General features: G+C 58.6%; 27 protein-coding genes. 16 read left to right on the forward strand and 11 right to left on the reverse strand.

The annotated features are described in order from the left end of the window. The first annotated feature begins 34 nt into the window (after positions 1-34). The 9 genes from EOL43_RS03495 to EOL43_RS03535 all read left to right on the forward strand — a co-directional run bounded on the left by EOL43_RS03495 (position 35) and on the right by EOL43_RS03535 (position 8,417). On the forward strand, positions 35-628 hold the full coding sequence (locus tag EOL43_RS03495) for a DUF938 domain-containing protein (protein WP_240686446.1): 594 nt from the start codon (positions 35-37) through the stop codon (positions 626-628). A gap of 71 nt (positions 629-699) precedes the next feature. Then, positions 700-1,467, forward strand: coding sequence for a class I SAM-dependent methyltransferase (locus EOL43_RS03500; protein WP_133485614.1), 768 nt, complete (start codon positions 700-702; stop codon positions 1,465-1,467). Positions 1,468-1,829: 362 nt separating this feature from the next. Then, positions 1,830-2,390: a F0F1 ATP synthase subunit delta gene (locus EOL43_RS03505; protein WP_133485616.1), complete on the forward strand. Its 561-nt coding sequence runs from the start codon at positions 1,830-1,832 to the stop codon at positions 2,388-2,390. Further along, positions 2,390-3,928, forward strand: a complete 1,539-nt coding sequence (gene atpA / locus EOL43_RS03510) for a F0F1 ATP synthase subunit alpha (RefSeq protein WP_133485619.1) — start codon at positions 2,390-2,392, stop codon at positions 3,926-3,928. Before EOL43_RS03505 ends, atpA begins: the two co-directional genes overlap by 1 nt. A 14-nt stretch (positions 3,929-3,942) precedes the next feature. Then, positions 3,943-4,821 (forward strand): F0F1 ATP synthase subunit gamma, encoded by an 879-nt coding sequence (locus tag EOL43_RS03515; RefSeq protein ID WP_133485621.1) that lies wholly within the window; start codon positions 3,943-3,945, stop codon positions 4,819-4,821. A gap of 18 nt (positions 4,822-4,839) precedes the next feature. Then, positions 4,840-6,264 carry a F0F1 ATP synthase subunit beta gene (gene atpD / locus EOL43_RS03520; RefSeq protein ID WP_133485623.1) on the forward strand — a complete coding sequence of 475 codons (1,425 nt, stop codon included), beginning with the start codon at positions 4,840-4,842 and terminating at the stop codon, positions 6,262-6,264. A gap of 26 nt (positions 6,265-6,290) precedes the next feature. Next, on the forward strand, positions 6,291-6,701 hold the full coding sequence (locus EOL43_RS03525) for a F0F1 ATP synthase subunit epsilon (protein ID WP_133485625.1): 411 nt from the start codon (positions 6,291-6,293) through the stop codon (positions 6,699-6,701). Positions 6,702-6,806: 105 nt separating this feature from the next. Further along, entirely contained in the window at positions 6,807-8,009 is a 1,203-nt protein-coding gene (locus EOL43_RS03530; protein ID WP_133485627.1) for a TCR/Tet family MFS transporter, read from the forward strand. A gap of 60 nt (positions 8,010-8,069) precedes the next feature. After that, positions 8,070-8,417, forward strand: coding sequence for an H-type lectin domain-containing protein (locus EOL43_RS03535; protein ID WP_133485629.1), 348 nt, complete (start codon positions 8,070-8,072; stop codon positions 8,415-8,417). Between the two features lie 66 nt (positions 8,418-8,483). Here EOL43_RS03535 and EOL43_RS03540 read toward each other — a convergent pair whose 3' ends face one another. Continuing rightward, positions 8,484-9,497, reverse strand: a complete 1,014-nt coding sequence (locus EOL43_RS03540; RefSeq protein WP_133485631.1) for a ribose-phosphate pyrophosphokinase — start codon at positions 9,495-9,497, stop codon at positions 8,484-8,486. Between the two features lie 107 nt (positions 9,498-9,604). Here EOL43_RS03540 and EOL43_RS03545 point away from each other — a divergent pair, with 107 nt between their 5' ends. Together EOL43_RS03545 and EOL43_RS03550 are read left to right on the forward strand one after the other, a co-directional pair. After that, positions 9,605-10,204 (forward strand): 2-hydroxychromene-2-carboxylate isomerase, encoded by a 600-nt coding sequence (locus EOL43_RS03545; RefSeq protein ID WP_133485632.1) that lies wholly within the window; start codon positions 9,605-9,607, stop codon positions 10,202-10,204. Positions 10,205-10,206: 2 nt separating this feature from the next. Next, on the forward strand, positions 10,207-11,028 hold the full coding sequence (locus tag EOL43_RS03550; protein ID WP_133485634.1) for an alpha/beta fold hydrolase: 822 nt from the start codon (positions 10,207-10,209) through the stop codon (positions 11,026-11,028). A 12-nt stretch (positions 11,029-11,040) separates the two neighbouring features. On the opposite strand, the gene EOL43_RS03555 is transcribed toward EOL43_RS03550, so the two are convergent. From EOL43_RS03555 to EOL43_RS03580, 6 genes are all read right to left on the reverse strand, one after another. Beyond that, complete coding sequence (locus EOL43_RS03555) at positions 11,041-12,090, reverse strand: threonine aldolase family protein (protein ID WP_133485636.1); 1,050 nt, start codon at positions 12,088-12,090, stop codon at positions 11,041-11,043. Then, positions 12,090-12,542, reverse strand: coding sequence for a YcgN family cysteine cluster protein (locus EOL43_RS03560; RefSeq protein WP_133485638.1), 453 nt, complete (start codon positions 12,540-12,542; stop codon positions 12,090-12,092). Before EOL43_RS03560 ends, EOL43_RS03555 begins: the two co-directional genes overlap by 1 nt. Next, positions 12,542-12,832, reverse strand: coding sequence for a Dabb family protein (locus EOL43_RS03565; protein WP_133485640.1), 291 nt, complete (start codon positions 12,830-12,832; stop codon positions 12,542-12,544). Before EOL43_RS03565 ends, EOL43_RS03560 begins: the two co-directional genes overlap by 1 nt. After that, complete coding sequence (locus EOL43_RS03570) at positions 12,829-13,779, reverse strand: bifunctional riboflavin kinase/FAD synthetase (protein ID WP_133485642.1); 951 nt, start codon at positions 13,777-13,779, stop codon at positions 12,829-12,831. The genes EOL43_RS03565 and EOL43_RS03570 overlap by 4 nt, the downstream gene beginning before the upstream one ends. Before the next feature lie 75 nt (positions 13,780-13,854). Continuing rightward, positions 13,855-14,298: a MaoC family dehydratase gene (locus EOL43_RS03575; protein WP_133485644.1), complete on the reverse strand. Its 444-nt coding sequence runs from the start codon at positions 14,296-14,298 to the stop codon at positions 13,855-13,857. A 187-nt stretch (positions 14,299-14,485) separates the two neighbouring features. After that, the gene (locus EOL43_RS03580; protein WP_133485646.1) at positions 14,486-15,361 is read right to left on the reverse strand and encodes a TIGR01459 family HAD-type hydrolase; all 876 of its coding nucleotides are present in this window, start codon (positions 15,359-15,361) and stop codon (positions 14,486-14,488) included. A gap of 137 nt (positions 15,362-15,498) precedes the next feature. Here EOL43_RS03580 and EOL43_RS03585 point away from each other — a divergent pair, with 137 nt between their 5' ends. Further along, on the forward strand, positions 15,499-15,765 hold the full coding sequence (locus tag EOL43_RS03585) for a hypothetical protein (RefSeq protein WP_133485648.1): 267 nt from the start codon (positions 15,499-15,501) through the stop codon (positions 15,763-15,765). Between the two features lie 92 nt (positions 15,766-15,857). Here EOL43_RS03585 and EOL43_RS03590 read toward each other — a convergent pair whose 3' ends face one another. The 3 genes from EOL43_RS03590 to EOL43_RS03600 all read right to left on the reverse strand — a co-directional run bounded on the left by EOL43_RS03590 (position 15,858) and on the right by EOL43_RS03600 (position 18,046). Further along, on the reverse strand, positions 15,858-16,346 hold the full coding sequence (locus EOL43_RS03590) for a hypothetical protein (protein WP_133485650.1): 489 nt from the start codon (positions 16,344-16,346) through the stop codon (positions 15,858-15,860). Positions 16,347-16,409: 63 nt separating this feature from the next. Continuing rightward, the gene (locus tag EOL43_RS03595) at positions 16,410-16,991 is read right to left on the reverse strand and encodes a hypothetical protein (RefSeq protein ID WP_240686447.1); all 582 of its coding nucleotides are present in this window, start codon (positions 16,989-16,991) and stop codon (positions 16,410-16,412) included. Positions 16,992-17,125: 134 nt separating this feature from the next. Further along, positions 17,126-18,046: a manganese-dependent inorganic pyrophosphatase gene (locus tag EOL43_RS03600; RefSeq protein ID WP_133485652.1), complete on the reverse strand. Its 921-nt coding sequence runs from the start codon at positions 18,044-18,046 to the stop codon at positions 17,126-17,128. A gap of 187 nt (positions 18,047-18,233) precedes the next feature. On the opposite strand from EOL43_RS03600, the gene EOL43_RS03605 reads away from it, so the two are divergent. The 4 genes from EOL43_RS03605 to groL all read left to right on the forward strand — a co-directional run bounded on the left by EOL43_RS03605 (position 18,234) and on the right by groL (position 22,215). Continuing rightward, complete coding sequence (locus EOL43_RS03605) at positions 18,234-18,884, forward strand: DUF2161 domain-containing phosphodiesterase (protein WP_133485654.1); 651 nt, start codon at positions 18,234-18,236, stop codon at positions 18,882-18,884. A gap of 79 nt (positions 18,885-18,963) precedes the next feature. Continuing rightward, positions 18,964-20,088, forward strand: a complete 1,125-nt coding sequence (locus tag EOL43_RS03610; protein ID WP_133485656.1) for a cytochrome-c peroxidase — start codon at positions 18,964-18,966, stop codon at positions 20,086-20,088. Positions 20,089-20,226: 138 nt separating this feature from the next. Then, positions 20,227-20,514 (forward strand): co-chaperone GroES, encoded by a 288-nt coding sequence (locus tag EOL43_RS03615; protein WP_133485658.1) that lies wholly within the window; start codon positions 20,227-20,229, stop codon positions 20,512-20,514. A gap of 51 nt (positions 20,515-20,565) precedes the next feature. Continuing rightward, positions 20,566-22,215: a chaperonin GroEL gene (groL, locus tag EOL43_RS03620; protein WP_133485660.1), complete on the forward strand. Its 1,650-nt coding sequence runs from the start codon at positions 20,566-20,568 to the stop codon at positions 22,213-22,215. A 169-nt stretch (positions 22,216-22,384) separates the two neighbouring features. Here groL and EOL43_RS03625 read toward each other — a convergent pair whose 3' ends face one another. Continuing rightward, positions 22,385-22,819, reverse strand: a complete 435-nt coding sequence (locus tag EOL43_RS03625) for a PACE efflux transporter (RefSeq protein ID WP_133485662.1) — start codon at positions 22,817-22,819, stop codon at positions 22,385-22,387. Between the last annotated feature and the right edge of the window lie 56 nt (positions 22,820-22,875).

The raw sequence follows: 22,875 nt of genomic DNA on the forward strand, positions 1-22,875 counted from the left end.
ACATTCGATCGCGCAAGAGCGCGGAGATGGCCGGATGTCTGCGCCATCTGCGGCCCGTAATTTGTTTCCGATTCTTGATGCCATGAAGCCCTTCGTGCCGAAGCACGGGGTCGCGTTGGAACTCGCCTCAGGCACGGGTGAGCATATCGTTGAATATGCCGGGCATTTTCCCGATGTGATTTGGCAGCCGACCGATATCGACCCTGACCGCCTGAACAGCATCGACGCGTGGCGCGCCGAAAAAGGGGTCGAGAACATGCGCTTGGCGCAGTGGCTGGATGCCAGTGCCCCATCGTGGCGCACCGGGCCGATGTCGATGATCGTGACCGTGAACCTGATGCATCTGATCGACGCGCCCACCGCGCGGGCTGTGATTGCGGGCGTTGCGCGCAATCTGGCACCCGGTGCCTATTGGTTCCTCTATGGGCCATTCCGAACCGGAGGTGCGTTTCGCAGCGAAGGGGACAAGAGTTTCCACGCTTCCCTGACGGCGCATGATCCGCATATCGGCTATAAGGATCTGGAGAAAGTCGAGGCGTGGGCGTCGGATGTCGGATTGCGCCGTGCCAATCTGATCGAGATGCCCGCAAACAATCTGGCTCTGGTTTTGCGGCGCAGCACGCATTGAAGATGGGCATTCCAATTTGCCTGTGATCCGGTAGTCTCGGCCTTGAATAAATAAGGGTCGATTGACGCGACATGCATCTTGATGTGCAGGATCTGAGGAACTTTTACTACCGCAGCATGTTGGGGCGCGCGGCGCAAAAGGCGATCCGTGACAAGGTGGTCAGCCTGTGGCCTGAAGCACAAACCAAGGGGCAAACTGTTGCGGGTTACGGATTCGCTGTGCCGTTGCTGCGCCCCTATCTGCCGACAGCGCGCCGGGTCGTCGGTTTGATGCCCGCGCCGCAGGGCGTGATGCCGTGGCCTGCCGGGATGCCCAATGTCTCGGTTCTGGTCGAGGACACTTTGTGGCCCTTGGATACGGGGGTCGTGGATCGGCTGGTGGTGATGCACGGGCTTGAGACGTCTGAGACGCCTAGCCAACTGCTTGAAGAATGCTATCGCGTACTTGGCCCCGGTGGCCGTGCCCTGTTCATCGCGCCGAACCGGGCGGGTCTGTGGGCGCGTTCGGATGCGACACCGTTTGGGTACGGACGACCCTATTCGCTTGGGCAGCTCGAAGGTCAATTGCGCGAGCATGGCTTCAAGGTCGAACGGCACCTGTCCTCTTTATATCAACCGCCGTCAGGAAAGCGGTTCTGGCGCAAGACTGGTACCTTCTGGGAACGGGCCGGGCACCAGTTGCCAGTGATCCTTGCTGGCGGGGTCCTGATGGTCGAGGTGACCAAGCAAGTGCCCGCCCCCAAACGCCCTGGCCTCGCGCAAGCCGTCCGTCGCCCCCTGAAGGTTCTCGAGGGGCTGGGTGTTCCCGAGCCCAGTGCGCCGAGGCAAGGACGGCCTTAGGTATAGAATCAGTCCAGTGTCGACCTTGGAAATTTGGCTATCAGAACGCCAAACCACCTTTGATTCTTTCGTGAGTGCCGTTTCGGTATGCAAATGTATTCCGTTTTGAGTGGTCCGAGTTTCAGCCCGTGATCGGCAAATTGTCCCTAGGGTTAAGGGGTATGCGCGGATTAGCGGCGAAATCTAACGAAACCTAAGCCGGAAATGTTGGCGATAAACCCGCGCAAGCCTGTTGCGAGGTAGGGTTTTCCCTGTTACATGCGACGACGATTTAGATAGTACGCGCGAAAGTGCGGCTTCTGTAGGCCGCCCCGGTTTGTCCAGCAAACCACAAAGGGGCATAGTACATCGGAAGGGTGGACGTGTCCGAACCAGTCTCGATCTCAACTGGCATTGCCCAACGTTATGCCACGGCCATCTTTGATTTGGCCAAAGAGGGCAAAGAACTGAAAGCAGTTGAAGCGGATGTTGCCGCTCTTGATGCTGCTCTCGCCGATAGCTCTGATCTTGTCGATCTGATCAACTCGCCGGTAGTTACCCGCGATGAACAGGCCGCCGTGATTGCAGCTGTCGCCAAGAAAATGAAACTTTCGTCAACGGTCGCAAACGCCCTGAGCCTGATGGCTCAGAAACGTCGTTTGTTCGTGCTGCCTCAGCTTCTGGACGCCATGCGCGCCCTGATCGCCGAGGATAAAGGTGAAATCACCGCAGAGGTGACTGCAGCCAAAGCCATGACCAAGGCGCAACAAGACAAACTTGCCAAGGCTCTGAAAGCCTCGACTGGCAAGGATGTAAAAATCAACCTGGCCGTTGATGAAGCTCTTATCGGTGGCCTGGTCGTGAAAGTGGGCTCGCAAATGATCGATACGTCGGTCAAGGCCAAGCTCGATGCACTTCAGAATTCCATGAAAGAGGTCGGATAATGGGTATCCAAGCAGCAGAAATTTCTGCGATCCTGAAGGACCAGATCAAGAACTTCGGCCAGGAAGCCGAAGTGGCCGAAGTTGGCCGCGTTCTGTCGGTCGGTGACGGTATTGCTCGTGTATACGGTCTGGACAATGTTCAGGCTGGTGAAATGGTCGAATTCCCCGGTGGTATCCGCGGGATGGCTCTGAACCTTGAAGCTGACAACGTTGGTGTTGTTATCTTCGGTTCCGACCGCGACATTAAAGAAGGTGACACCGTAAAGCGCACGAACTCGATCGTGGACGTGCCGGCCGGTGACGAGCTTCTGGGTCGTGTTGTTGACGGTCTGGGTAACCCGATCGACGGCAAAGGTCCGATCAAAACCAAAAAGCGCAACGTTGCTGACGTTAAAGCTCCGGGCATCATCCCGCGTAAATCGGTTCACGAGCCGATGGCAACCGGCCTGAAATCGGTTGACGCTATGATCCCGATCGGCCGTGGCCAGCGCGAGCTGATCATTGGCGACCGTCAGACCGGCAAAACCGCCGTTGCTCTGGACGCGATCCTGAACCAGAAATCGTACAACGACGCCGCTGGCGACGACGAATCGAAAAAGCTGTACTGTGTGTACGTGGCCGTTGGTCAGAAGCGTTCGACCGTTGCTCAGCTGGTGAAGAAGCTGGAAGAAACCGGCGCGATTGAATACTCGATCGTTGTTGCTGCAACCGCTTCGGACCCCGCTCCGATGCAGTTCCTGGCACCCTATGCCGCAACCGCCATGGCCGAGCACTTCCGTGACAACGGCCGCCACGCCCTGATCATCTATGATGACCTGTCCAAACAGGCTGTTGCTTATCGTCAGATGTCGCTGCTGCTGCGCCGCCCGCCGGGCCGTGAAGCTTATCCGGGTGACGTTTTCTATCTTCACTCGCGCCTGCTGGAGCGTTCGGCAAAGCTGAACGAAGACTTCGGTGCCGGTTCGCTGACCGCTCTGCCGATCATCGAAACCCAGGGTGGCGACGTGTCGGCCTTCATTCCGACCAACGTGATCTCGATCACCGACGGCCAGATCTTCCTGGAAACCGAACTGTTCTACCAGGGTATCCGCCCCGCTGTGAACACCGGTCTGTCGGTATCGCGTGTTGGTTCGTCGGCACAGACCAAAGCTATGTCGTCGGTTGCCGGTCCGGTTAAACTGTCGCTGGCTCAGTACCGCGAAATGGCAGCATTTGCTCAGTTCGGCTCGGACCTCGACGCCGCAACCCAGCAGCTGCTGAACCGTGGTGCACGTCTGACCGAGCTGATGAAACAGTCGCAGTACTCGCCGCTGACCAACGCCGAAATCGTTTGCGTCATCTACGCAGGCACCAACGGCTATCTCGACAAGGTTGACGTGAAAGAAGTTGGCCGTTTCGAGGAAGGTCTGCTGAACCACCTGCGTCAGAAACACGCCGATCTTCTGGACGACATCACCAACAACGACCGTAAGGTTAAAGGTGAGCTGGAAGACAAGGTCAAAGCAGCGCTGGATGCGTTCGCCGCAGACTACGCATAAGGGGGCTCTGAACGATGCCCAACCTTAAGGACCTCAAAAATCGGATCGAAAGCGTCAAGTCGACGCGGAAGATCACGAAGGCCATGCAGATGGTGGCCGCCGCAAAACTGCGGCGGGCACAGGAAGCGGCCGAAGCAGGTCGTCCCTACGCAGAACGGTTTAACGCCGTTCTGGGTGGGCTGGCTGCTTCTTCGGGGGGTGATAGCGCTCCGAAACTGCTTTCGGGCACGGGTTCCGATCAAGTCCACATGCTTGTGGTCATGACCGCGGAACGCGGCCTGTGTGGTGGCTTCAACTCGTCCATCGTAAAGATGGCGCGTGCCAAGGCTGAAGAGCTGATCGCTTCGGGCAAGACGGTTAAAATCTTGACCGTCGGCAAGAAGGGTCGTGAACAGCTGAAGCGTGATTTCGCAGACAACATGGTTGACCATGTGGATCTGTCGGAAGTGCGCAACGTGGGTTACGACAACGCACAAGGCATCGCGAACGATCTGATCAACCGTTTCAACAACGGTGAGTACGACGTTGCGACGATCTTCTACAACAAGTTCGAAAGCGTGATCAGCCAGATCCCGACGACGCAACAGGTCATCCCGGCCAGCTTCGACGCCCCTGCAGAGGGCGCGGAAGAAGTGTCGACCGTGTATGATTATGAGCCGTCGGAAGAAGGCATTCTGGCAACGCTGCTGCCTTCGGGCGTGGCCACCCAGATCTTTACCGCTCTGTTGGAAAACGGCGCGTCCGAGCAAGGTGCGCGTATGTCCGCAATGGATAACGCAACCCGAAACGCTGGCGACATGATCGACAAGCTGACGATCGAGTTCAACCGCTCGCGTCAGGCCGTGATCACCAACGAACTTATCGAAATTATTTCGGGCGCCGAGGCGCTCTAAGAAATCGGAGAAACGACAATGGCAAATGCAAAAGGTAAGATCACCCAGGTGATCGGCGCCGTTGTAGACGTTCAGTTCGAGGACCACCTCCCCGAGATCCTGAACGCACTCAACACCGACAACAATGGCAACAAACTGGTTCTGGAAGTGTCCCAGCACCTTGGTGAAAACACCGTTCGTTGTATCGCTATGGACGCGACCGAAGGTCTGGTTCGCGGCGCAGCCGTGGAAGACACCGGCGCACCGATCTCGATCCCGGTTGGCAACGCCACCCTGGGCCGCATCCTGAACGTTGTGGGCGAGCCCGTGGACGAAAAAGGTCCGGTTGTAGCGACCGAGACCCGCGCCATCCACCAGCCCGCACCGGAATTTGACGAACAGGCAACTGAATCGGAAGTTCTGGTAACCGGCATTAAGGTTATCGACCTGCTGGCCCCCTACTCGAAGGGTGGTAAGATTGGTCTGTTCGGCGGCGCCGGCGTTGGCAAAACCGTTCTGATCATGGAACTGATCAACAACATCGCAAAAGTGCACTCGGGTTACTCGGTGTTCGCAGGTGTTGGTGAACGTACCCGTGAAGGTAACGACCTTTACTGGGAGATGATCGAATCCAACGTTATTAAGCCCGACAACCTGGAAGAATCGCAGGTTGCTCTGGTGTACGGCCAGATGAACGAACCTCCCGGAGCACGTGCTCGTGTTGCTCTGACCGGCCTGACCCTGGCCGAGCAGTTCCGCGACCAGTCGGGTACCGACGTTCTGTTCTTCGTGGACAACATCTTCCGCTTTACTCAGGCTGGTTCGGAAGTTTCGGCTCTGCTGGGTCGTATTCCTTCGGCGGTGGGCTATCAGCCGACCCTGGCCACCGACATGGGTGCCATGCAGGAACGCATTACCTCGACCAAAGCCGGTTCGATTACCTCGATCCAGGCCGTATATGTTCCCGCGGATGACCTTACCGACCCCGCACCTGCAACCACCTTTGCTCACTTGGACGCAACTACCGTTCTGTCGCGTGCGATCTCGGAACTGGGTATCTACCCGGCCGTTGACCCGCTCGACTCGTCGTCGCGTATCCTTGACCCGCAGATCGTGGGTGAAGAGCACTATCAGGTTGCCCGTGATGTTCAGAACATCCTTCAGCGCTACAAGTCGCTGCAGGACATCATCGCCATCCTTGGCATGGACGAACTGTCGGAAGAAGACAAACTGACCGTTGCTCGCGCTCGTAAAATCCAGCGTTTCCTGTCGCAGCCGTTCGACGTTGCGAAAGTGTTCACCGGCTCGGACGGTGTTCAGGTTCAGCTGGAAGACACGATCAGCTCGTTCAAAGCGGTTGTTGCTGGCGAATACGACCACCTGCCCGAAGGCGCCTTCTACATGGTTGGCGGCATCGAGGAAGTGATCGCCAAAGCCGAGAAAATGGCGGCAGACGCTGCTTAAGCTGAACCGCTGAAGGAGGGCCTCTGATGGCTGATACGATGCAATTCGACCTGGTGTCGCCCGAACGGAGCCTCGCTTCGCTTCAGGCGACTGCGGTCCAGCTGCCGGGTGCCGACGGTGACCTGACGGCGATGCCGAACCACGCACCGACGATCACGACGCTGCGTCCCGGTATCGTTCGCGTCGAGTCCCCCGAAGGCAATGCCGAGTTTGCAGTCACCGGCGGTTTCGCCGAAGTGACCGCCAACGGCACCTCGGTTCTGGCTGAACGTGCCCTGCCTGTTTCGGAAGTGACACAGGACGTTCTTGATGGCTTCGTTTCGGATGCGGCTGCCGCATCGGAAAACGCAACCGCCGAGAACTTGGACGAACTGGCCAAACGCACGGTAGATATCGCTGCAATGGCAAGTGAACTGGGTCTGTCCGTGAAAGGCTAAGCCCACGGAACATGATTATTGAAAAGCCCCGCCCGAACCGGCGGGGCTTTTTGCATTTGCGCTTTCCCACGCTTCGCGTCACTGATGTGGGCAAAGGAGCGCGACATGCAGAAACGCGGAGCAATCTGGTTCATTTTGGCCACCATCCTTCTGGATGCAGTGGGCATTGGCATCGTGTTTCCGATCATGCCGGACCTGATGGAGCGTGTGGGCGCGGCCAATACTGCCGACGGCGCGTTTTGGGGCGGTATTTTGATGGCCTCTTACGCGGCGATGCAGTTTCTGTTCGCGCCGGTGATTGGCGGGATCTCGGATAGTCTGGGACGTAGGCCCGTGCTGTTGTTGGCGCTTGTCACATTGGCGGTGGACTATGTGATCATGGCCTTGGCCACCACATTCTGGTGGTTGTTGATTGGGCGCGTGCTGGCGGGGATTGCCGGGGCGACCTATATCACCGCGACGGCTTATCTTGCCGACATCTCGAAGCCCGAGGAACGGGCCGCGAATTTCGGTTTGATCGGCGCGACGTTCGGCATCGGCTTCGTTATGGGCCCTGCAATTGGTGGTCTGGTGGCCAGCGTGCACATCACGGCCCCGTTTTGGCTGGCAGCGGGTCTGGCCGCGCTGAACGTCGCCTTCGGCCTGTTCCTGCTGCCTGAGAGCCTAGCGCCCGAGAAGCGCCGTGCCTTCACGAAGCGGGACCTGAACCCGTTCGGTTCAATCCTCGACGCCTTCCGTCTTCCCGGCCTGATGTTGCCCTTGGTCCTGATCTTCGCGTTTGAGTTCGCCAACATGGTCTATCCGACGCTTTGGGCCTTCTGGACGCGCGAGGTCTTTGGCTGGGGCACCGCCCTGATCGGCATCTCGCTGGCGTCCTACGGGATTGCGGTGGCCTTTACGCAGGGTGTCGTCATGCGGTTCATGCTGCCCAAACTTGGCGAATATCGCACGCTGATCTTCTCGATCATCTGTGCGATTGCAGCTTTCGTTGCGTTCGGATTGACCGGAAGCGTCTGGGTGATGTTTACGTTTATCATCGTCGCAGCACTGGCAGACATGGCCCCGCCGACCATGACCGCCATGATGGCCAATATGGTGTCCGAGGATCGTCAGGGGCTGCTGCAAGGCGTTATCGCCAGCCTTGGATCGATCGCCGCCGTGATCGCGCCAATGGTGGTAACCGGTGTCTTCCAATTTTTCGCGGATGCGGACGCTCCGATCTATTTGCCCGGCGCGCCGTTCTTGCTGTCCGGACTGATGGTTCTGATCCTTCTGCCCTTCTTTTTGCGTTTGAAAACTCAGCCTTAACTTGTGTTGGACATAATTTTTCGGCAACAATTGTCTAAATTTTATGGACGACGTTAAATTATGAAGCGAATTCGACCCCAAATGATGGGCGTGGACCAAGGCAGCAAAGTGCTGTTCTCGGATTTCGAGCATGACGGAGAGATGTGGACAGGAAGTGGTCCGCGAAAAATGCGGACGAAGATCCGTTTCTCGGAACCCTTTCTGACACCGCCCACCGTCACCGTGTCGATGTCGATGTGGGACATTGCAGGTGAAAGCAATCAGCGGGCGGACATCACGGCCGAGAATGTGACCGAGGACGGGTTCGACATCCTGTTCCGCACATGGGGGGATACGCGGGTCGCCCGCGTACGTGCTGATTGGCTGGCGATCGGGGAAGTTCGGGATGACGAAATGTGGGATGTCTGACCCCAAATCTGACCAATAAAAAAGGGCCCCGTGGGGCCCTTTCGTGTCTCTGATCTTCAGATGGGATCAGGAATACATACCTTCATAGAGCGGCTCGAGCGTGTCGTGGTCAAACAGCGACGACACCGAGGTGCCACCCCAGATGTTCAGGATGGCCTGTGCAAACATCGGTGCGGTCGGGACCACGCGAATGTTCTTGGCATCCAGCACCGGTTGGGTGGGCTCGATCGAGTCCGTGATCACCAGCGATTTCATGACAGAGTTCTGGACGCGCTCGACAGCAGGACCGGACATGACGCCGTGGGTGATGTAGGAATGTACCTCCTGCGCGCCGTTCTCCATCAGAACCTCGGCCGCTTTACACAGCGTGCCCGCGGTGTCGCAGATGTCATCGACGATGATGCAGCGCTTGCCTTCAACGTTCCCGATCACGGTCATCTCGGCGACTTCACCGGGCTTTTCGCGGCGTTTGTCGACGATGGCCAGCGGTGCGTTGATCCGTTTTGCCAGCTCGCGAGCACGGGCCACACCGCCAACGTCGGGCGAAATCACCATCACTTCGTCCAGGCAATCCTTGAAGTGGTGCTTTACGTCCAGCGCGAAGATCGGGCTCGCATAAAGGTTGTCCACCGGGATGTCGAAGAAGCCCTGGATCTGGGCGGCGTGCAGGTCCATGGTCAAAACCCGCTCGATGCCCGACTGGGCGATTAGGTTGGCGACCAGCTTGGCCGAGATCGGCGTGCGGGCCTTGGTGCGGCGATCCTGACGGGCATAGCCGAAGTAGGGGATCACGGCAGTGGCAGACCGGGCCGACGAACGGCGCAGCGTGTCGGCCATGATCAAGAGTTCCATCAGGTTGTCATTCGCCGGGTTCGAGGTCGACTGAATGATGAACATATCCTCGCCGCGGACGTTCTCGTAGATCTCGACGAACACCTCTTGGTCGTTGAAGCGTTCGACGCGTGCATCCACCAGCCCGACATTGGCGCCGCGATGCATGGACATGCGTTTGGCGACGGCTTCGGCCAGCGGGCGGTTGGCATTGCCCGAGATGAGTTTCGGTTCGGTGATGGAAGGCATGGCAGCAGATCCCAGAATTGCTCTGTATGACAGAATCGTGACGTTGACACCCAATAGCATCGGGATAGATTTCGGGAAACAGCATTGGCGCAACAGGGGGCCGAAAAATGAGCCATATTGACTATTATTTCACAGTCCTTTCACCGTGGGCTTTCTTTGGCGGCAAGCGGTTTGCGCAGATTGCCGACAAGAACGGCGTATCCGTCACTTTCAAACCAGTGGATATCGGGCAGCTCTTTTCGCGCACCGGTGGACAGCTTCCCAAGGATCGCCACCCCTCGCGCATGGAGTATCGCATGCAAGAGTTGAAGCGCTGGTCCAAGGCGCTGGACATGCCGATCAACCTCAACCCCGCGCATTGGCCGACCAATGGTGCGCCTGCGTCTTACGCGATCATTGCGGCTCAGAATGCGGGTACGGGCGATGTCGGCGTGCTGGTGAACGCTTTGATGCGCTCGATCTGGATGGACGAAAAAGACATCGCCGAAGACGCGGTGATCAAAGAGTGCCTGTCCGAGGCCGGGTTTGATCCGTCGCTGGCCGACAGCGGTCTTCTGATGGGGGCCGAGACCTATGCCAAGAACACTGACGACGCGGTGAATGCGGGCGTGTTCGGCTCGCCCTTCTATGTCTGCGATGACGGCGAGAAGTTCTGGGGTCAGGACCGTCTTGACCTGCTGGACGCCTATCTGGCCGAGCGGGGATAAGTATGCTGGAAGATCTGGGCGGCTGCCCCACCTATTGGGACCGGCAGGGCGCGGGCCCGCACGAGGCGCTGTTCATCCATTGCTCGCTGGCGCATTCTGGTGCGTGGCGGGGTGTGCGGACCGTGTTAGAGCATGAACTGACAACGCTTGCCTATGACCTTCCGGGGCACGGGCGCAGTTCCGATTGGGACGAGCAGAGCGATTATCAGGACACCGCGATGCAGGCCGCGTTGGATCTGCTGGACCGCCACGCGCATGGGCCGGTTGATTTGGTTGGACACAGCTTTGGCGGCACGATTGCTTTGCGCGTGGCCCAGATGGCACCCGACAAAGTGCGCAGCCTGACCCTGTTCGAACCGGTTCTGTTTGCGACCGCCAAGGACGACCCGGCTTATGTCGAGAACAACACCTATATGAATGGCGTTTTTGCGGACGCCATGCGCGCGGGCGACCGGATGGAAGCTGCGCGTCTGTTCAATTGCCAATGGGGCAGCGATGCCGGGTGGGAAGCGCTGCCCGAGCGTCTGAAAGCTGATATGGCAAAGCAAATCCACTTGATCCCCGCCGCGCGCGGTGTCACGCATGAAGACATACACGGGCAGGTTGCGCCGGGTGCGTTGGAAAAGGTCGCGCTGCCGGTTTTATTGCTGGAAGGCGAACGCTCGCCCGATCTGGTACGCGCCGTGCATGACCGGATGGAGGCGCGGTTCCCGAATGTGCGCCGCAAGGTGATTGCTGGGGCAGGGCATATGGGGCCGATCAGCCACCCGCGCGAGGTCGCTGCATGCATTCGCGGGCACATTCTGCAGATAGAACAGGCCTAGGCCGCGCGCGCCTTAGCCGCGCACCAGCTCGATAAACCGATCGACGTTTTCGTCCGACATGGACCAGTCCGCCACCATGCGGGCGGTCAGGATCTCGTCGGGGTTGTCGCCTTCAAGCTGGCCTTCCCAGACATAGTACGCCGCGCCCGCGTCATGCAGACGCTGATGACCTGCGCGGGTCCAGCCGGCAAAGCTCATATTGGCCTGCGGGTCGTGCAGGAAGGTCACGCCGTCGATCTGCTTCAGCCCGCGCACCAGACGGGCGTTGGCTGCATTTGCGCGGCCTGCCAGATCCAGCCACAAATCGCCATCCAGATAGGCCAGCATCTGCGCCGCCAGATAACGGTTTTTCGAGAACAGATGCCCACCACGCTTGCGGCGCAGCTCGAATTCCCAGGCGTGTTTGGGATCGAAGAAGATGACCGCCTCGACACCCATGCAGCCATTCTTGGTGCCGCCAAAGCTGACCACATCCACGCCCGATTTCCATGTCATCTCGGCGGGCGAACAGCCCAAAGCGACCAGCGCATTGGCAAAGCGCGCGCCGTCCAGATGGACGGGCAGGTCGAAGGATTTGGCGACGTCGCACAGGGCTTTGATTTCGGCCACGGAGTAGACCGTACCGCGTTCAGTCACGTTTGTGATCGACACCGGGCCGCGCTGCGGGCCATGTACACCGCGGCTTTCCTCGCCCGCGATAGACGCGCTCAGCGCGTCAGGCGACATCTTGGCGTGTTCGGCAGGCACCAAAGTCAGCTTTGCGCCACCTGTATAGAACTCGGGTGCGTTGCACTCATCCTCGTGGATATGCGCCTCGGGCGAGCAGAAAATCGTGTCGAAAGGGCGCGTCAGTGTCGCCAGCGAGATCGAGTTCGCCGCCGTGCCGGTGGCCACCAGATAGACCGCGGCCTCGGGCGCTTCGAAAATCTCGCGAATGCGGGCGGTGACTTGCGCCATGATGTCGTCAGCCCCATAGGGCATGGCGTAACCTTCATTGGCGCGTGCCAGTGCTTCCATCACCTTCGGGTGCACGGGCCCCGTGTTGTCAGAGGCGAAAAACATCAGTGAGGCTCCTCGATCAGGTGGTCTTCCCATTCGTCTTCAGGGATTTCAAATTCCGGCACCGTCCAACCCTGTACGCTGCGCCCAGCCTTATGCACGCTGTCCGGATCGCCCGACACCAGCGGGTGCCAGTCATGAAGCGGCTTGCCTTCATGGCGCAGTCGATAGGCGCAGGAGGCGGGCATGAAATAGGCGGTTTCGCCGATATTCTCCGGCGTCAGGTGGATGCACTCCGGCACGAATTGCAGACGGATGTCATATTGCGAGCACTGGCAGGTCTCGCCATCCAGAAGGCGGCAGGCGACGCGGGTAAAGACGACCTCTCCGGTGTCTTCATCTTCCAGCTTGTTCAGGCAACATTTACCGCAGCCATCGCACAGCGCTTCCCATTCATCAGGGGTCAACTGATCCAGCGGGTGTTCCCAGAATTTCTTACGCAGGGACTTGCCCATCAGTCGGCCAGAAAATCGGCCGCAATCCGCATCTCGCGCAGGGGGCGGACGCGGGCAATCGATTCCTGATAGATGGGATGCGCCTTATAGGCGGCCAACTGGGCTTCGTCCTCGAATTCGCCATAGACGACCACGTCGGGCGAGGGGCCGGGGATCGGGTCTTCGAACCGGTTCTCGGCGATCTCAAGCCGGATGCAGTCGGGGATGCCTTTCAAAAGCTCCAACCCTTCGCGTACGCGGTCGACGTCTTCGGGGCGTTTGGCGGTGAAGAAAACGATATGACGGATCATGGGCGGCTCGGAAGTTGAGAGAGAATGTCGCGCGCGCGGGCGCAGTCGGCGTCCATCTGGGCAATCAGGGCGTCCAGCCCGTCGAACACCTCTTCCGGGCGCAGATAGTCGATCAGGGCAACGGACAGCTGTTCGCCATAAATGTCGCCCTTGAAGTCGAAAATAAAGCTTTCGATGTTGGGCAGGTTTTCCCCAAACATCGGGCGTGTGCCCATCGAAGCCGCGCCACCATAAACGCCTTGATGCGGGCCGGTCAGGATCTCGACTTCGACCACATAGACGCCGAATTTCGGCGGGTGCAGGCCAGCAATGGACATGTTGGCAGTGGGATAGCCCAGATCGCGGCCGCGCTGGTCGCCCCGGATCACTTCGCCATCAATGCGGTGCCAGTGGCCCAGCATACGGGCGGCATCACGCGGGCGGCCTTCGGTCAGGGCTTTGCGGATCGCGGTCGAGCTGACCTCGCCCACGTCATCCGACATGAGCGGCGCGACGGTGACGCCAAAGCCAAGCTCTTTGCCGAGCGCTACCAGCACCTCGGGCGTGCCCGCACGGTCCTTGCCGAAATGGAAATCTGCGCCAACAAAGACATGGGTCAGGCCCAGCCCCTCGACAATAACATCGCGGGCGAACTCTTCGGGCGTCAGGGCCGATAGGGTATCGTTGAAGCTGAGTTCAAACAGCGCTTCGATTCCCAGCTTCTCAAGCCGGTGCGCGCGTGTGTCGGCGTTCATCAGGCGAAACGGAGGGGCCTTCGGCGCGAAATATTCGCGCGGGTGGGGTTCGAACGTCATTACGCCCAAAGGCGCGCCCAGCTCGGCTGCTTTCTGGCGGGCAATGTCGATGACATACTGGTGGCCCAGATGCACGCCGTCAAAATTGCCGATGACAGCCGTGGCGCCTCGGTCAGATGGGTCTACAAACTGATAGTCACGAATGATCCGCATATGCTGGCCTTAGCGGTCCAGCGGGGCCTGTGCAAGCCCAAGGCGGCATGCAGGCCGAATTCGTGAATGCGGCGTTTAGTCCAGCTTGGCGGACGGCGCCAGAACCTTGGCCTCGCCCTTCAGGACGGGCTTGCCGTCGACCAGACATTCGGTCTTCAGCGTCACGCGGCGTTTGGCGTGGTCGATGTCCATCACGGTCACCTCGGCGCGCACGACGTCACCGGGGCGCACTGGGGCCAAGAAGGTCAGTTGCTGGCCCATATAGATGGTGCCATGTCCGGGTAGCTGTTCACCAATCACGGCCGAGATCAGGCCAGCGCTGAGCATGCCGTGGGCGATACGCCCCTGAAAGATGGTGTCTTTCGCAAAGTCGTCATCCAGATGCACCGGGTTGCGGTCGGTCGAGACCTCGGCAAACAGTTCGATGTCACGGTCGGTCACCTCTTTGACGATGTGGCGCGACATACCGATTTCCAGCTCTTCAATGCAGATCGTTCCGCGCGGGAAGTTGTCCAACATTTCGTCCTCCGGGTAACAAATGGACGAATTGTCGTCCGTATCGGTAATAACATTACTTTGCAGTTGCAGAAAAAATCAAGGGGTAATCTGCGTAGAAATACCACGTGACCGCCACGTCAAGCGGACGCAACTGTACGGTCTTCGGCCGGGCGTGGCCGAATTAATAACATTAAATCAAGAATTTATGTCAGCGGAGATAGCCGATCGCATATGTCGGGGTGATCATCTGCGACTGGATATATTGATCCAACGCGTCTGGATCGGGCTGCGTGCGGGTTTTCGTCTCGTCCCGCGCAAGGCCACCAGTGATGAAAAGAGAATCGATATCCTCGCCCAAGGCGCCTTTGATGTCGGTCGCGATGCCGTCGCCGATGGCCAGAATGCGGTTGTCCGGCACCGATTTGCCCTCGGCCACCATGCGGCGGCGGGCGAGGTCATAGATCGGCGGATGGGGCTTGCCAAAATACAGGCTCTCTCCGCCCATTTCCGTATACATTTGCGCGATTGCACCCGCGCACCATTCCCGCGCCTCGCCGCGATCCACAATAATGTCGGGATTCGCGCAGAGCAATTTGACCCCGCGCTGTTTCGCCATCAGAAGATCCGCGCGCCATGTGTCAGGATCCGCCATCGGGTCGAAGGGGCCACAGCATACGATGCCCTCGGCCTCGGCCACGGGGACGCGGGTGATGTCGACGGGGGTATCGATCACCTCCATTGGTTCGAAGAAACCGGCGTCGCGCTCCCATTCGCCCATGAAGAAGACGTTGTTGCCCACCGCACCCGTGAACATCGCCGCCCGCGCGCTGTCGCCCGACGTTGCGATGGTGTCATAGCAGTCCGAGGGTACGCCGAATTCCGGCAACTGCTCCATCACGCCCGCGCGGGGTTTGGGCGAGTTCGTGACCAACACCACATAACCGCCATTCGCACGGTAGGCGCGCAGGGCGGCCACAGCCTCGTCAAACGCGGTGATCCCGTTATGCACACAGCCCCAAAGGTCGACGAACAGCGCGTCGTAATTCGCAGAAATCTCGGACAAGCTGGTGATGATACGGGTCATGGCGCGGTCTCCTTAGTTGCTGGAGATATGGCAGAGGGGAGGCGGGGTGGCTAGGGGGAGTTGTATGGAATGCATATCCAGATCTATGCTGCGTTTTCGAGGATTCCATTCTATTGGGGCAACTAGGAGTAAGTTGCATGGCATTTAAGCTCATCACGTTGACGAATGGCGGTGTTAGCTTGGAGTTCGATCAAAGCGACCTCCCAATCGTTGTGGAGGCGATTACGGCGCTATACGGAACGCCAGTTATGCGAAAGCAAGTTCTTTGCGAGCTTTGGGAGTTTGGGGGTGGGGAACTCATTTACTACAATGAATGGGATCCCTGTTTGATCGCCCAATCTGAGGAAAGCAATGAAGCGCTTCAAAACCTCAATTCCGTGTTGGGTGAACGGCAGTCGGGTTAAAGGTCTGCTCTCTAGGAATTGACAGTTCGCCCGGCATCGCCGGGCAGCGCCCGACCACCCCCCATGGGCGGGCGCTTCACGCCCACCCGCGGTCAGGCGCTGCCCGCGCTTACTTGTGGGATCGGTAGGTTCATGCGTAGACAATCACCTTCGTAGGTCAGGTGTAATTCTTTTCCATTGGAAAGCCCAAAACGGATCTCTTCACTATGTTGAGTTTTCCTGAGCGTTACGCTCCGAACAACGGTGGCGCGTGTAGCTTCATGGTGGCTAATCGGTAGGATGAGGGTTCGGCCATACTCCGCCATGTCGACCGACGTCTGCGTCACTTTCTCGATAGTAAACTGGTCCGCGCTGCTGTTGCCGCGAACCAGAATGGAAGCAGACGCGGTTGGTGACTTGAACGCCAACGACATTAGTTCCTCGCTGATGTTTCCGCTGCCCTTCGGGTGCTCATGAACTTCAATTGAAAACGTTGAAAGCTCAAGGCCGATCGCCTCTTCTAAAAGTGCTTGGTGTCTTGTTTTCATCGCAAATGCCTGAATCAAATAGCCCGCTCTGTTGTACGGGCCACGTTTCCGCATGTGAACAGGGCTTAAACGGCCAAACCCGGAATGGTCGGCAATAGCGGCCCATGATGCCCCTCTTCAATTCCCGGCGCGTTGCATCATCATCATGTGCACGGCATGCATCCCTTGCGACGCCATGGCCGAAACTTCTTGGGCGTGGAGCTGCAAGGCGTTGACCACATCTGGATCGTCTGAGGTCTGCGTCACGACAATGCCCTCGTCCGTTACCTCGATGGTGTTTGAGATCGTCTCGGCGCGGTCAAAGAAGATGTCCAGTGTCGGGCTTTGAATGATGATTTTCGGATCGTCCTGACGCTCGACCCGGTCGACCATGCCCACCACATGGCTGACAAGCACTTCCATGACCTCGGGGTTGGTTGATCGGGTCACCGTGCGAATGCCGTCGGGCAGGTTCTCGACCACGCGTTCAAGCGTTCTGAAGTTGCGGAACAGGATGGCCAGTTCCTGACTTTCCTCGGGCGTTGCATTCTCGCCGCGTAGCCCGGGCATGCGCATCTCGTCATGTCCGGTGCCGTCTGCGCCATGAAGGTGCCCGTGTCCGTGATTCATCTGAGCGTAGGCGCCGACGCCGGACGCCACGCTGATCGTTGCGATCAGGGCGATGGATCGGAGTGTCGGGTATCGCAAGGAAAAACGCATTTGAGCACCTTCATTGGAATGTGCTGCGTGCCTATCACATTCGCATGTGTTCGGGAAATGAGCTTTCTGTGAGGTGGCCCCAAACAAAAAGGCCCGCGCGATTGCACGGGCCAGTTTGAGAGTTTTTGAACGGCTTAGACAGCCAGGTTCGGAATGATCTGCTTTTTGCGGCTCATGATGCCGGGCAGGACGACGGCGTCGCCCTCAACAGTGGCGCCAAAGCTCTTCTCAGCCACGCCCTTCACAACGTCGTTCGGGATCAGCAGGGTGGCTTCTTCCTTCAGGATGTCCACGACGAACAGCAGAACTTCGTCCACGCCGTCTTCAGCGGCGACGGTTTTGAAGGTCTCGATCAGGCTTTCTTTACGGCCCAGCGGGATTTCCGGAGCGGTGGTTTCCAGAACCGACACGCGGAACTTGGTGCCCGACACTTCATATTCTTTCGAGTCCATGCGGATCAGTTCCGCGTCCGAGAATGCCGATACGTCCGATTTGGCGGCGAACATCTCGGCCGCGTATTCGGTGACGTTGATGCCCAGATCAGCGGCCAGAGCAGCCACGACTTCGCGGTCGCGGTCGGTGGTGGTGGGCGAGCGGAATTCCAGCGTGTCCGATAGGATGCAGGTCAGAGCGGCACCCTTGATGTTTTCCGGCATCTTCGCGGCGTCGTCACCCATCAGGTCGTACATGATGGTCGCGGTGCAAGCCAGCGGACGGATGGTGATGTCGATCGGGCCTTTGGTTTCCAGACCGCCAACCAGCTTGTGGTGGTCGATGATGGCCTGAACGTCTGCGCCGTTGATGTTGGCGGGCAGCTCGGCCGGGTTGTTGGTGTCGACTACAACGCAAGGCTGATCGTCGGCCACGTCCTCGATGATGTCCAGCATGTCAAAGCCCCAGCGCTCCAACATGAAGGCAGCTTCGGTGTTGGGCTGGCCCAGCAGAACCGGCTTGGCGTCAACGCCTTTCACTTCATTTAGGTACCAAGCCCAAACCAGCGGCGAGCCGGTCGAGTCGGTGTCAGGCGATTTGTGGCCGAATACGAGGGTGGTCATATGCATCATCCGTCTATGTGTGATCGTGTTTGCGTGCCTTATAGAAAGGCCGATGCGCCTTGTCATCCCTGATAGGGCCAACATCTGTGCAGTTGCAGAAAACCCGTCATGTGTTGCGCGCAAACCCCTTGCGGTTCGTGCGTCGCGTGGCGAAACTGTCGGGACGTCCAATTGAAAGCGTCCTCCTGTGAGCAAACCCGCCGAAACCGACTTGTATGCACCTGTCAAAACGTGGCTTGAGGGGCTTGGCTATGAGGTCAAAGCTGAAGTCGGGGCGGCGGATGTAGTGGCCCTACGTGATGGCGATGATGTGCCGGTGATTGTCGAACTGAAGGCGGGCTTCTCGCTGACCTTATTGCAGCAGGCCGTCGCACGGCAGGCGATCAGCGATCTGGTCTATGTGGCCGTGCCGCGTTGGTCAGGCAAGCCGGGGTGGCGGGCGTTCAAGGGGAATGTCGGGTTGTGCAAGCGGTTGGGGCTGGGCGTTGTCTCGGTCCGGTTAAAAGATGGGTTTGTGCAGGTCCATGCCGATCCCGGTCCGTTTCAGCCGCGCAAATCTAAGGTGAAGGCCGGGCGATTGCTGTCCGAGTTCGCGCGGCGCGAGGGGGATCCGAACACCGGCGGCACCAACGGCAAGCTTGTCACCGCCTATCGTCAGGATGCCGAGAAGTTGCGCGCCTATCTGGCCGAACATGGCCCCAGCCGCGGGGCCGAGGTGGCCAAGGCGACAGGGGTCGAGAAGGCGACCAACATGATGGCGACCAATCACTATGGCTGGTTCGAGCGGGTCGAACGCGGGGTGTACGGATTAACGCAGGTGGGGCGGGCCACGGGATAAATCCGATAATTTTGATCAGGATCAAGTTGCGCTTTCCGCGCGCTGCGCTAGAAGGGCAGGGTAACCCAAGGATATTCCCATGCGCCCGCTTCTGATTTCCGCCCTTCTGACCGTCACGGCGTCCCCCATTTATGCGTTCGATACGCTGGAAGAGCTGGGCGAGGCGCTGTTCTTCGACGTGAACCTCTCAAAGAACCGGACGCAGTCCTGCGCGACCTGCCATGATCCCGAGTTTGCTTTCGTGGACCCGCGTGAAACGGCTGCAGGGCGTGCCGTATCGCTGGGAGATGACGGCGAAAGCCTTGGGGATCGCAGTGCGCCGACCGCTGGCTATGCGATGTTCACGCCGGACTTCGAGCAGTTGGATCAGGCGGCATGGCGCGGCGGGATGTTCTGGGATGGCCGCGCGGCGGGGCTCGCTGGGCAGGCGGGTGGTCCGCCGTTGAACCCGATCGAGATGGGCATGCCCGACAAGGCGTCTGTGGTTGCGCGACTGCAAGAGGATGCGGGTTATGTCACCGGGTTTAAGGCACTGTTCGGCGCGGGGATTTGGAAGTCCGATGATGCCGCCTATGAGGCCATGACGCAGGCGATTGCAGCCTTCGAAAGCACCCCGCTTTTCGCGCCGTTCGATAGCAAATACGACCGCTACCTTCGGGGCGAGGTTGAGCTGACCGCAGAAGAAGAGCTTGGTCGCGTGCTGTTCACGTCTCAGCAATTCACCAATTGCAACCTGTGCCACCAGCTGCGCCCGTCCCCCATCGCGCCGGACGAGACGTTCACGAATTACGAGTATCACAACATTGGCGTTCCGAAGAACGCGGCGGCCCGCGCTGTGAATGGCGCAACAGGGTCTGATACCGGATTGCTGTCCAATCCCGCGGTCGACGCGGCCTCGGCGGCGGGGCGGTTCAAAGTGCCCACGTTGCGCAACGTGGCCGTGACCGGCCCGTATATGCATAACGGTGTGTTCCAAGACCTGCGTACGGTGGTGCTGTTCTATAACAAGTACAACACGAGGAACCCGGATCGGCAGATCAATCCGGAAACCGGCAAGCCTTGGGCGATGCCCGAAATCCCGCAGAACCTGTCCGTCATGGAGCTGACGGAAGGTCCTGCCTTAGATGATCGGCGGATTGATGCCCTGGTCGCGTTTATGAAAACGCTGACCGATCAGCGGTACAAGCATTTGCTGGAAGAGTAGAGCACGTGCTGCGCTGCGGCGACGAAATTTTCCCGGCCTTTGTTGACTCCCCCATTTCGCACCCCTAACTATGCGCCGTTAGCACTCGCAACGGGTGAGTGCTAATGGAACGTTAACTGAGCTTAGGGAGTCTCAGAAATGGCTTTTACCCCGCTGCATGACCGCGTGCTGGTACGCCGCGTAGAGAGCGACGAAAAAACCGCTGGTGGTCTGATCATTCCGGATAGCGCCAAAGAAAAACCTGCTGAAGGTCTGGTTGTGGCTGTTGGCGCTGGCGCCAAAGACGACGACGGCGATCGTATCGCAATGGACGTCAAAGAAGGCGACAAGATCCTGTTCGGCAAATGGTCCGGCACCGAAATCACCATCGACGGTGAAGAGCTGCTGATCATGAAAGAAGCCGACATCATGGGCATCCTGTCCTGATCGTCTGCTGACTGAATATCTGAATTACACGAATTTACTGGAGTAAGCTAAATGGCTGCTAAGGACGTAAAGTTCGACACCGATGCCCGCAATGCAATGCTGCGTGGCGTCAACGTACTGGCTGACGCTGTCAAAGTGACCCTGGGCCCGAAAGGCCGCAACGTGGTTCTGGACAAGTCGTTCGGCGCCCCGCGCATCACCAAAGACGGTGTGTCGGTTGCCAAAGAGATCGAGCTGGAAGACAAGTTCGAAAACATGGGCGCGCAGATGGTGAAAGAAGTCGCCAGCCGCACCAATGACGAAGCCGGTGACGGCACCACCACTGCAACCGTTCTGGCCCAAGCCATCGTGCGCGAAGGTCTGAAGCAAGTTGCTGCTGGCCTGAACCCGATGGATCTGAAGCGCGGCATCGACCTGGCAACTGCCAAGGTTGTTGAAGCAATCAAAGCTTCGGCTCGTGACGTTGCAGACAGCGACGAAGTTGCTCAGGTTGGTACCATCTCGGCCAACGGTGAAGCTGAAATCGGCCAGCAGATCGCAGACGCGATGCAGAAAGTTGGCAACGAAGGCGTTATCACCGTTGAAGAAAACAAGGGTCTGGAAACCGAGACCACTGTTGTTGAAGGCATGCAGTTTGACCGCGGCTACCTGTCGCCCTACTTCGTGACCAACCCCGACAAAATGATCGCTGATCTGGACGACTGTCTGGTTCTGCTGCACGAGAAAAAACTCTCGTCGCTGCAGCCGATGGTTCCGCTGCTGGAGCAAGTGATCCAGTCGCAGAAACCGCTGCTGATCATCGCTGAAGACGTTGAAGGCGAAGCTCTGGCAACTCTGGTTGTCAACAAGCTGCGCGGCGGTCTGAAAATCGCTGCTGTTAAAGCTCCGGGCTTTGGCGATCGTCGTAAAGCCATGCTGCAGGACATCGCGATCCTGACCGGTGGTCAGGTGATCTCGGAAGATCTGGGCATGAAGCTTGAGTCGGTCACCATGGACATGCTGGGCACCGCCAAGAAGATCGAAATCACCAAAGACGAAACCACCATCGTTGACGGTGCTGGCGAGAAAGCCGAGATCGAAGCACGTGTTGCTCAGATCCGCGCCCAAGCTGAAGAAACCTCGTCGGACTACGACCGTGAGAAGCTGCAAGAGCGCGTTGCCAAACTGGCAGGCGGTGTTGCTGTGATCCGCGTTGGCGGCATGACCGAAGTCGAAGTGAAAGAGCGTAAGGACCGTGTGGACGATGCGCTGAACGCGACCCGCGCTGCTGTTCAGGAAGGCGTCATCGTTGGTGGTGGTGTTGCTCTGGTTCAGGCTGGTAAAGCTCTGGAAGGTCTGGAAGGCGACAACGCTGACCAAAGCGCCGGTATCAACATCGTGCGCAAGGCCATCGAAGCGCCGCTGCGCCAGATTGCTGAGAACGCAGGCGTCGACGGCGCTGTTGTGGCTGGCAAAGTCCGCGAGTCGTCGGACACCTCGTTCGGCTTCAACGCCCAGACCGAAGAATATGGCGACATGTTCTCGTTCGGCGTGATCGACCCGGCAAAAGTAACCCGTACCGCTCTGGAAGATGCGGCATCGGTTGCTGGTCTGCTGATCACCACCGAAGCCATGGTTGCTGACAAGCCGTCGAAAGACGGTGGCGCTGGCGCCGGCATGCCCGACATGGGCGGCATGGGCGGCATGGGCGGCATGATGTAATCAGAATTCGCATCGCGAATTCTGATGGCGTCAGGCGAGTTCCCAACGGGAAATCGCCGAGAGCTACCCGGCGACAGGCGATTGGCCGTCAGGCCAATCTGCCGAGAGCCAAACAGCCTAAAAGAATAAAGCAAAGGCGTCCCTTGTGGCGCCTTTGTTGTGTTTGGGGCTAGGCGACCGCGCGCACCGGGAACAGGCGGTCATATCCCAGCGTGAACAGATAGGTGTAGAACACGACGAAAGTGGTGACGGTCAGATCAGTGGCGATGGCCTCGATCAGTCCAAGCTGCAGCCACCACATGTAAATCGGAAGCGAGGTCACCAGCAGGGTCAGTTCGAACCCGGTGGCATGCATGATCCGACCGATGGCTGAGCGATCAGACGAAATCCGACCCGCGCGCGCATCCACCCGATCAAAGACCCAGTTATAGACGAGATTTATCGCCATGGCTTTAAGCGACAGAATTAGCCCCAAGGCGCCGATCTCGTGCAGCGCCTTGTCAAAATAGATCGCGCCCACGGGGACAAGAAGCGCCATCAACAGCAGCTCGAAACTGATCGTGTACCTCAACCGATCACGGCCGGTACGCATGGGGGTGTCCATCGGGTGCCCTTTCCTGTTCACCCTTCATCTATCAAAGATTCTGCGGTAATAAAGTT

This window comes from Aliiroseovarius marinus (assembly GCF_004360145.1).
In the GTDB taxonomy this organism is placed as follows: domain Bacteria; phylum Pseudomonadota; class Alphaproteobacteria; order Rhodobacterales; family Rhodobacteraceae; genus Aliiroseovarius; species Aliiroseovarius marinus.